Annotated in this window: 11 protein-coding genes; 2 read left to right on the forward strand and 9 right to left on the reverse strand. The window is 60.5% G+C overall.

All coding sequences use genetic code 11. The annotated features are described in order from the left end of the window. From NW857_RS07135 to pilM, 4 genes are all read right to left on the reverse strand, one after another. On the reverse strand, window positions 1–618 hold a 618-nt coding region (locus NW857_RS07135), incomplete at its 3' end, for an AMIN domain-containing protein (protein ID WP_414336264.1). Between the two features lie 292 nt (window positions 619–910). Continuing rightward, entirely contained in the window at window positions 911–1,651 is a 741-nt protein-coding gene (locus NW857_RS07140) for a hypothetical protein (RefSeq protein ID WP_414341968.1), read from the reverse strand. Then, a complete protein-coding gene (locus NW857_RS07145; protein ID WP_414368474.1) occupies window positions 1,651–2,352 on the reverse strand; it encodes a PilN domain-containing protein in 702 nt (233 codons plus the stop codon). Before NW857_RS07145 ends, NW857_RS07140 begins: the two co-directional genes overlap by 1 nt. Before the next feature lie 60 nt (window positions 2,353–2,412). Continuing rightward, window positions 2,413–3,570 carry a type IV pilus biogenesis protein PilM gene (gene pilM, locus NW857_RS07150; RefSeq protein ID WP_414348377.1) on the reverse strand — a complete coding sequence of 386 codons (1,158 nt, stop codon included), beginning with the start codon at window positions 3,568–3,570 and terminating at the stop codon, window positions 2,413–2,415. Window positions 3,571–3,735: 165 nt separating this feature from the next. Between pilM and purN the strand changes: the two genes are divergently transcribed. After that, a complete protein-coding gene (purN, locus tag NW857_RS07155) occupies window positions 3,736–4,380 on the forward strand; it encodes a phosphoribosylglycinamide formyltransferase (protein WP_414335208.1) in 645 nt (214 codons plus the stop codon). Between the two features lie 44 nt (window positions 4,381–4,424). Beyond that, on the forward strand, window positions 4,425–5,204 hold the full coding sequence (locus NW857_RS07160) for a hypothetical protein (protein WP_414335206.1): 780 nt from the start codon (window positions 4,425–4,427) through the stop codon (window positions 5,202–5,204). Between the two features lie 9 nt (window positions 5,205–5,213). Here the strand turns inward: NW857_RS07160 and NW857_RS07165 are convergent, their stop codons facing one another. From NW857_RS07165 to NW857_RS07185, 5 genes are all read right to left on the reverse strand, one after another. Then, entirely contained in the window at window positions 5,214–6,209 is a 996-nt protein-coding gene (locus tag NW857_RS07165) for a hypothetical protein (RefSeq protein ID WP_414348375.1), read from the reverse strand. A 150-nt stretch (window positions 6,210–6,359) separates the two neighbouring features. Then, window positions 6,360–7,019: a hypothetical protein gene (locus NW857_RS07170; RefSeq protein WP_414335203.1), complete on the reverse strand. Its 660-nt coding sequence runs from the start codon at window positions 7,017–7,019 to the stop codon at window positions 6,360–6,362. A 25-nt stretch (window positions 7,020–7,044) separates the two neighbouring features. Then, on the reverse strand, window positions 7,045–8,193 hold the full coding sequence (cobD, locus tag NW857_RS07175; protein ID WP_414335201.1) for a threonine-phosphate decarboxylase CobD: 1,149 nt from the start codon (window positions 8,191–8,193) through the stop codon (window positions 7,045–7,047). Window positions 8,194–8,240: 47 nt separating this feature from the next. Further along, entirely contained in the window at window positions 8,241–8,546 is a 306-nt protein-coding gene (locus NW857_RS07180) for an HU family DNA-binding protein (protein WP_414335200.1), read from the reverse strand. Between the two features lie 303 nt (window positions 8,547–8,849). Next, on the reverse strand, window positions 8,850–9,166 hold a 317-nt coding region (locus NW857_RS07185; RefSeq protein WP_414368480.1), incomplete at its 5' end, for a penicillin-binding transpeptidase domain-containing protein.

Raw genomic sequence — 9,166 nt, forward strand, 5'->3', positions numbered from 1 at the left:
CTGAGCTGGCGGGGAAGAGGAGGAGTTTTGGGCAAGGGGCTGAGGAGTAGGGGCTGTTCCCTGGGGAGAAGGAGGGTTTTGAGCAACCGAAGGGGCGGCAGGAGCCGGCGGCGGGGCCACAGGCTGAGGTCGGGTTGGCGAGGCCGGTTGATTGGGCGCTACTTGGCTGGGCGCGGCAGCTACAGGAGCCGGTGGGGCAGAGGGCAAGCCCTCAAACTCGAAGACCAACTGTGTTGGGCTGCGCTGGGCCAGCAAGCCCTGGGGAGCTGCCGCAACACCGGCAATTTCTATCCGCACGCTGTCACTGCCCAGTTGCTTGGCTTCGATGAAGCGCACTCCCGGCAAGGGAGACTCCTGACGATAGCGGCCTTGACCGCCATCCAGTTGAGCATTGGTGATATCCCCAATCCAAGACCGGCCCTGTTGGGTAAAGAACACCTGTGGACGGGCACCCCCTGCGGTGTTGATCTCCAGCTTCATGCGGTTGCCGTGGGGCACCAGGCGGATATCGGTGATGCGGCTGAGGCTTTGTGGATTGGCGGAGGTCAACTGCTGAGCGGCGGCTTCCTCAAGTTGGCTTTCTACAGCCAACAGAGGCAGCGAAAGGATCAAGCTCAATGCACATCCCCAGGCAACTCGACGGTTCATCATCCTCACACCTCACTCCGTTAGCCAAGCGTGTTCTTGCTTTACTTCAGCACGGGTTTAGCCAGTGCTTCCCTAATCAAAGCCGAAATTTTGGCCTTTGCCACTACCCGTAGTGGCTTTATGGGTGGTTTTTCCCCGATCTTCGACATAGGAACACTACCTGTATCGGTGCCTCTGGGTTGTCTTTTCCAATTCCCAAGGAGATCCCCTTGCAGCAGGATCCGCTGCGAACCACCAGGGCACAAACGGGGTACAGGCTGGCCTATTGGCCAGGTGTTGGCTGTCCTGCTTCGGGGGGAGCTTGTCCTTCGGCGGGGGTCTGTCCTTCGGGTGCAGGGGCCGTGCCCAAGGGAACGTCCTTGTTGTAGATGTAGGCAATCAAATCAAAAGCGGCGTCCAGCTCCCCTGTATCTTGCACAGGATTTAGGCTGATGTTGCTCACCCGAAACAAGGTGCGTAGGCGCTCTACATCCCTCATGAGATTGATGATGTCCGTATAGGGGCCCCGCACCGCGACGCGGGTGGTTTGCACCTGGATGGCCGGAGCAATGATCGCGGGCACTTCGGAGTTGGCCGAAGAAGCAGGGGTGAGGGGAGAAGGGGCAAAACTGCGCAGCTCGCTGTTGGGCTGTCCCCGCACCAGCCGGTTGAGATCGATCAGTTGCGTGTCGGCATTCTCAGGGGTGGCCAGCAAGGCGCTGATCTGCTGCTGCTGCACGCGAGCCCTCTCGATTTGGTTGGGCACGTCCTGTAAGCCGGCAATCTGGCCCTGTACCTCCTGCAACTGGCTGGTTTTTTGGGCCACCTCTCTTTCCAAGGCTTGCACCTCTCTGATCAGAGGACGGAGTTGGGTGAAGGCCAAAAAGCCCGCCGCGCCCAGGCCCAGGATCCCGATCAACAGGCCAATGCGAATGGGAGTCAGCTCGACCCCCAACAATATCGGCGGCCCTGCCGGGGGTGCCATTAGTTGGTCGTCGTGAAAACTTTCTACCGAGCCAGTCATCAGTTCCCCTCCACTTGACGCAGAATGCGGATCTTTTCCACCAAGCCTATTGCTCCCCGCTGCTCCAGCTCGCGGGTAAACTCTGGGTCGGGATCCCCTATGGTCCGAATAGTAACCGTTAGGCCGTAGGTGACGCTGGGTTCAGTTTCAGGTGTGCCCTCCACTCGAGAGGCACTGTTGAGAACGGCACTGGTTACGAAGTTGGAATCCAGCAGGGTGAGCAAAAAGTCGTTCACCAAGGGAAAATCCAGCGCCCCGCCTTGGATGTTCACGGTATCCCCAGAGGCGCTGATGTTGGTTATCCACACCCCTCGGCCAGGGATCCTGCGCCGCACTTCTTCCAAAATGGCCGACCAGGGCTGGACGGATCCCAGAAAAGAGCGAAACCCTTCCGTCTGGGTGCGAATGGTTTGTAATTCTTGGCTGAGGCCCTGGAGTCGGGTCAACTCGGCATTGGCTGTGCTGAGTTCACCGTCGAGGCGGGTTCGCTCTGCCCTCAGAGTGTTCCGCTGACGGGAAAAGCTGTCTTGGAAATACCAAAAAGTTCCCATGGCCACAGCAGTCACGGCAACCCCCAGGCCAATGGCCAAAGCCCAGCTCTCGGCTCCGGCGGCAGTTGTCGGGGCGGCTACCGCCCCTGTCTGAACGGTGGTGGGAACTTCCGGCCTTTCCTTAAGAAAATTGATTTCCGGTGTGTACATCCAATCGCCTCACTCATTGCTCGCTCATTGTTGGATAGTGCCTTCGAGGGATCCCTGTCGTTACTTGCCGGCTTCCCGCATGGCCAGCCCCAGGGCCACCCCCATCGCCGGGCGCTCCTCCAAGGGCACCTCGATTGAATCCGGCACAAGGATGTTGCCAAAGGGATCCGCCAGTTCTACCGCCACGCTCAACGACTGAGATAGGAAACCATCCATCTGGCCAATGCTGGCCCCCGGCCCGGCCAGCAAGACTTTCACCACCGGGAAGCTGCTTTCTGTGCTCGTAAAGAAGTCGATGGAGCGCTTCAGTTCATCCGCCAAATCGGAGACAACGCGCGTCACTGCTGCTATGCCGGGATTGCTGGGAATCGGTTGATCTCCCGTGGCCAAAACATCGACGGGGTTGAGCAGGGGTAACCTCAGAGTTCGCAACAGGTCGCCGGTGCGGCTAACCGGCAAATTCAGAGATTGGGCCAGCACCTGCCGCATGTGGATGGTGCCGATGTTGACGGTGCGGGTAAATTGCGGGATGCCGTTGACCAAGATGCTGATCTCGCTGCTGTCGTAGCCGATGGAGCCAAGCAACACCGCCTCTTGAGGGCTGTGCTGGATGAGCTGGTCGCGGATGGTGCGAATGAGGGAGAAGCTGGCCAGCTCCACACAGCGCACCTTCAAGTTGGCCGCCTGCAGCACCTCTAGGTAGTTGTCCACCACCTCTTTTGGGATGGCCACCAGCAAGACTTCGATGCGCTCAATGCCATCCTGGGAAAGGTCTAGACCGAGGGGTTGGTAATCTACATCTGCCTGATCCCGTGGGTAGGGAATGTAGAGTTCGGCCTCCTGCTCCAAGACCACCCGGCGCAGCTCGTCGGCAGGCAGGTCGGCAGGCAGGCGAATGAGACGAACGATGGCCTCTCTTACGGGCACTGCTGTGGCTGCCGGCAAGTTGGTGGGCACCTTGTATTCGTTCAACAAGTTGGCCAGGGTCAAGCCAACCGTGCTCGGATCGAGGATGCGCCCCTCGATCATTGCCCCCTCTGGCATTTCCACACTATGGTAGTGGGCCAGACGATAGCGACCATTGCCCTGTTTTTTCAGTTGGGCAACGGCAATGCGCTCGGGGTTGATGTCCACCCCAAGCATGGTTTGAGTTTTGGAACCGCCAAGAAAGCCGAACACGTCCGGAAACTCCGCCCTTTGCGCTACCGCTAGAGGCATACTACCCAATTTATCGGGGGGTTACCACCGATTTGCAGTTGACTCCAAATCTCTACTTCTTGCAGCGAGCGTTTGCATCCCTTTCCAGATGAGCCCAGCCAGAATCAGCAGAGAATCTATCTGGGTTTAAAATAGCGGGGCTGCAGACTTTCCCGCCCAACGCTCATGAACCTACCCAGCTTACTCTGGCCGGATCCCAACGGGATCCCGGCGCCTTCTCAGCCGGGGATCCTCGGCATTTTGGCTTCCGGCAATGGCAGCAATTTCGAGGCTATCGCTCAAGCCATTGAGGCAGGTGAGCTGCAGGCCCAGATTGCTGTGGTCATCACCAACAATCCCATAGCCTACGTGCGGCAGCGGGCCCAAAAGCGAGGGATCCCTTGCCTTGTGCTCAACCATCAAGACTACCCCCGTCGTGAAGATCTGGATGCCGCCATCGTCCAGGTGCTCCGGCAGCATCAGGTGGAATGGGTGATCATGGCCGGGTGGATGCGCCTGGTTACCCAGGTGTTGTTGTCTGCTTACCCGGATCGCGTCTTGAATTTGCATCCTAGCCTGTTGCCCAGCTTCAAGGGCCTGCGAGCCGTTGAACAAGCTCTGAAGTGCGGTGTGAAAATCGCCGGCTGCAGCGTTCACCGGGTCACGCTGGAAATGGACAGCGGCCCCATCGTGGCCCAAGCAGCCGTGCCGGTTCTGCCCGAAGATACCGTGGAATCCCTTTACCGGCGCATCCAAACTCAGGAGCACCGCCTCTACCCGCTGGCCATCCGCCTCTGCCTGGCCGAGGGATCCCTGCTACCCAAGGCTTGAGAGAGGCTGCACAATTGAGGTTGAGTCCAGCGCTGGCGCATCCTATGGCTGAGATCCCGCCTCTCCTCGTCTTCGACAGCCAGGTGATCCTGGCCGGTCGCTTGGCCCTATGGCAGGAGTGGGCCCGCTTTGGAGTGTGTGTGCTGCCGCAGGCGGTGATGGCCGAGCTGGAGCGCTTGACCCGACAGGCCATTGATCCCCAAGAAGAATCGACGGCCCGCGAGTTTTTGCGCCGCTGGCCTGGCCTGGGGTTTGCCGTCTCGGAAGCCCGGGCCCTGGTGGGCGGTGCCGCTGCCAGCGATCAGTCCCTGCGGATCCGCTTGGAAGAGGCAATTGCCGACTGCGCCTATGCCCTGGCCCAACAGCAGCCGGGAACGCTGGTGGTTGTGGTTAGCAACGACCGGCCTTTGGTGGGGCGAATTCAGGGTATAGGTCTCAACAACCTCTGTGCCATCTCCCTGGCAGAACTGAACCGGTGGCTGCGTCAGCAGCAGCGCCCTCAGGCTGTGGCCACGGCTTTGAAGCGGTTGCCAGGGCCGGCCATTCCTGCCGCCAGATTGGCTTCCTCTTCTAGCCCCGCTCCACCCGTCCGTCCCCTGAGTCCTTCTCCAGCTTCAGCGAAGCCACCTGCTCGGGTCGGGTCGAGCCCAACCCGCCTTGGGCCCCTTTTGCAAGGCCTACAGAATGCTCTTGCCTTGTTGCTGGCCCTGGTTTTCCTCTCGGCAGCCGGGTTATTGGCCTGGCGTTGGCTCGATCCAGCAGGGAGCGAAGGAATCTGGCGGCGGCTGCCGCTGTCTCGGATCCCTTGGCTTCGGGATCTGTAGTCATCAAAGCTACTGCTCAACAATCGTGACGTTAAAGCCCTTGCTTTTCAGGGTTTCTGCGTGATAGCGGGCATATTCCAGTTGCTCAAATGCTGCCAACTGCACAAACTTCTGGCCATTCACATCTTTCACAAAGGCCCCATCGGAAACTTGTCGAGCGCGCGCCAAGCTCTCGGCCCCCGAGTAGGTGGTAAGCACCAAGAAGGTGCCCTCGCCGCGGTTCGGCCCCAAAGTATCGGGATCGTTGTTGCCCAGAGGCACCAGGGTCAGGGATCCCACAGAGGTGGGAGATGAGGGTTGAGAGGGGCGCTCCAAACTGGCCGCCAACTGCTCCACCGTTCTGGGCCGAGAGGGTTCTGCGGCAGCCAAGACCAAGTCGGTTTGCAGGCTATCCAGCAGGTTGGGAACGTCTTGAAGGGGAGCGATCTGCAAGTCCCTCAAGTCTGGGGAGGTCGTCAAGCCCAGCGCCAGCCGACTCGGATCCAAGCTGCCGGAATAGAACTCCTCTCCCACCTGCCCTTGCAGCGGTTCCAGTGGGATCAAGGGCAACCGGGACAGATCCACCTGGATGGGGCTCCTTTCTTCTGCTCTGTTGGCAGTGCTTGGGGGCAGAGACAGTTCTGCCGGCCAGATCAGCCAGCGCACCCCAAAGCCAATCCCGGCGCAAGAGAGCACCCACAGCAGCAAGACCCAGAGGGGCGAAAAGGCTCCAGAGGGCCGTGGCATCTCTTCTTCTTCCAGGTCTTCCACCACCTCTTGAATGAGCACAGGTGAGGAGCGCTGCCCAGAGCTGGTATTCCTGAGCTGACCTGCTCGCGGCGGCGGCCCAGAATTCGTGCGCTGCAAACGCTGCCAGAGGCGAAACCGCTCCAATTCTTTCAGCACATCCAGGTGCAGATGGCCCAGCGCTTCCTGAAGAGCAGGTTGAGAACCTGAATGGGATGGGGACTGCTGTGCCGTAGGTACGGGTTGGGTAGTGTCTGGAAGAAGCGGAGAAGGACTCATAGACAGCCCACACTCAACTTAATACAAGTCTGACGGCAAACAATGCCGGTTAACTGTTGTGACAGCCGGAAACAGCTTAACAGGAGAACCTGCCTTGCCAACAAGGACTACCAGCGCTCTATTACCCTGCCATAAGACCATGACAGTCTTCTAGGACTTTGCCTCGAGGTAGAGGGCACACACATCTGCCGGCAGGTGCTGAAGCAAGATCTGGCGGGCAGAGGCAACGATGGCATCCACATCTTCTGGGGCAAGGTAGTATCCGTCGGCCTTGAGTTGGGCGGCAATGCGGGCCGGTGACCAGCCAAAGCAATCCCGCAGCAGCAGAATGAAGCGCAGGTCTCCCGGCAAGGTGTCCAAGCCGGCGCTTAAATAACAGGCCAGTGCCGGCGACAGAGAGGACTTGGTCCCGCCGCCACCAACAGCCTGCGAAGGAGCGGCTTCTTTCTCGGCGGGGATCCCGTCCAAAGCTTGGAGCAGCTCACGAGTTTGCTCTGCCAGCCAGGGTTGCAGCACGGGATCCCCTCGACCAGCCGCTTCTCCCAGAAGGCTGCGGACATCCAGGCGCTGTAGGCGCAGGTAAAGCCGCAACCAAACCTGTTCTCGATAGGCGGCCCATTGCTCGGGCGGCAGATGTTCGGCCAGGATCCCGTCCACCCACTTGCAGTAGCGGCAAAACAGGCCGATGAAGTAGCGCGCCACCTCCGGCTGCCGTTGAAAGGCCCGCAGCAGCTCCAGATCGCTGTAATGGGCCACCCCTCGCACGATGGGGGCATCGCATTCCGGCCAAAGGACAGTAGCTTCGGGCATCAGCATCTCTCCCGCAGAAAAATCCCTAGCTATTCTCCAGGATCTCCCGGCAGGCCGATAGCAACTGCTCCTGCTCCGGCAAGGTGCGTAGGCCAATGCGCAAGTAGCGCTCCCCCAACTCAGGAAAACTCAGGCAATCCCGCACCAGGATGCGGTGTTGCCGCAACAGCTTCTCCTGAATCTGGGTGGCAGAGCCGGGGCAGCGCACCAGCACAAAGTTGGCTTGGCCGGGCCAGGGATCCCAGCCGGGCAGCGCCTGCAGACCGCTCAGCAAATGCTCCCGCGCCGTGGGCAGCCAGGCCAGGGTGCGCCGGCGAAAGTTTTCATCCGCCAGAGCCGCTGCCACCGCCACCGCCGCCAATCCGTTGACGCTCCAGGGATCCCGCCACTGCCGCCAGCGCCGCCAGTGATCCGGGTGCCCCACCGCAAAGCCAATGCGCAAGCCGGGCAGGGTGAAAAACTTGGTCAGGGAACGGATGACGATGGTGTTGGGGTGAGCTGCCAGATGGGGGATCACCGTTTGGCTGCGGGGCATTGCCGACAGACTGGAGTCAGAGCTCAGGCTGGGCGGATCCCGGGGAGAGTCCCCTGGCAGAAAGTCCATAAAAGCCTCGTCCACCACCACCCGCTCGAACTGGGGCAAAAGAGGCAGGATCTCTTGTTGCAGGAGCAGCCGGCCCGTCGGGTTGTGAGGGTTGTTCAGCCAAAGCACCCGGCTGCTCTTGCCTGCCGCCGGCAGGGGTTCTTGCAGAAGGCCAAAATCAGGGGATCCCTGAGCGGGGAAAAAAGGCAACGGCTTGACGGTCACCCCCGCCGCCGCCAGGGCCCGTGCATACTCCCCAAAAGCAGGCTGGGGCAGCCATACTTCCCGCCCTTGGGCATCGCGGGCGGCCCAGGTGAGCAACTCCGCCGCCCCATTGCCCACAAAAATCCACTCGGGCTCGACTGCCCAATGGTTGGCCAAGCAGATGCGCAAGTCGCGGTAGTCGGGATCCGGGTAGCGGCTGATCACAACCGGCTCTGCTGCGGACAGCGCCTGAGCCAGAGCTTGCAAGACCGACGCCGGGGGGCCAAGCGGGTTCAGGCTGGCCGAAAAATCCAGGATCTCCTCCGGAGAGCAGCCAGCAATCGCCGCTCCCCAAGCCCGATTGCCACCATGCCGAGGCCGCCCCATGCCTTGAGAAGAGCCTTACCCAGCAAGCGAGTCCCCACCCGGCGAAATTAAGATTTCCCCCCTGCCACTGCATCGCGGAACGACTTGCCCGCCGTAAAAGCGGGGACAATGCTTTCTGGGATCACCATCTTCTCGTTGGTCTTTGGGTTGCGACCTTCCCGTTGTTTGCGTTTGCGGGCCTCAAAGGAGCCGAAGCCCACCAGGGTCACTTTCCCCTTGGGTTCGCCGTTTTCATCGCGGGATGCGACCTCTTCAACGATGATCTCCAGCGCTGCCGAAATGACGGCCTCCGCTTCTTTTTTGGTTACGTTGGCGCGATGAGCGACGGCATCCACAAGCTCTGCCTTGTTCATCCTGATCTCCTCGTGAGTTAGGCAATAGGGTTAGAACAGTCTCTGGCCGCGTACTCGCGAGGGGCTGCGAAGCAACCACGGCCCAGAGTGTCTTCAGTCTGTAGGAGCGGGGCTTGCCCTGCACTGCGCCAAGGCGCCGCTGGCGCGAATGGCAGGATTGTGGCAGTTTGGCTCCAAATCACTGACATATTCTACAGCCAAGTTAGGTCAGAAGCCTGCTGGGATAGGGGTTTTAGGGGGGCTTGAGGCAATTTTGGGGAGAAAAGAGGCTGCGCAGATAATTTTTGTGCCCGGTCGGCTCACTTATGACTCAGGTCGGAAGTAGGCCCGCATCAGCTCGCGGAAGATCGGGGCCGCCCGGGATCCACCCCCACCGCCGCTGTTTTCCAGAAAGACCACGACCACCAATTCGGGCCGGTCGTAGGGGGCATAGCCGACAAACCAGGCGTGGGAGCGCCGCGGCGGATCCTCGGCGGTGCCGGTTTTGCCGGCGGTAGGGGGAAAGCCCGGCCCCAGGTTGGCGTTGCCGCCGGTGCCGTAGACCACCACATCCCGCAGCCCCTGTTGCAAGATCTCCAGGGTAGCGGGGGAGAGACCTACCTTCTGCCGCAGGGGCACGG

Source organism: Synechococcus sp. H55.9 (assembly GCF_047462355.1).
Classification (GTDB): domain Bacteria; phylum Cyanobacteriota; class Cyanobacteriia; order Thermostichales; family Thermostichaceae; genus Thermostichus.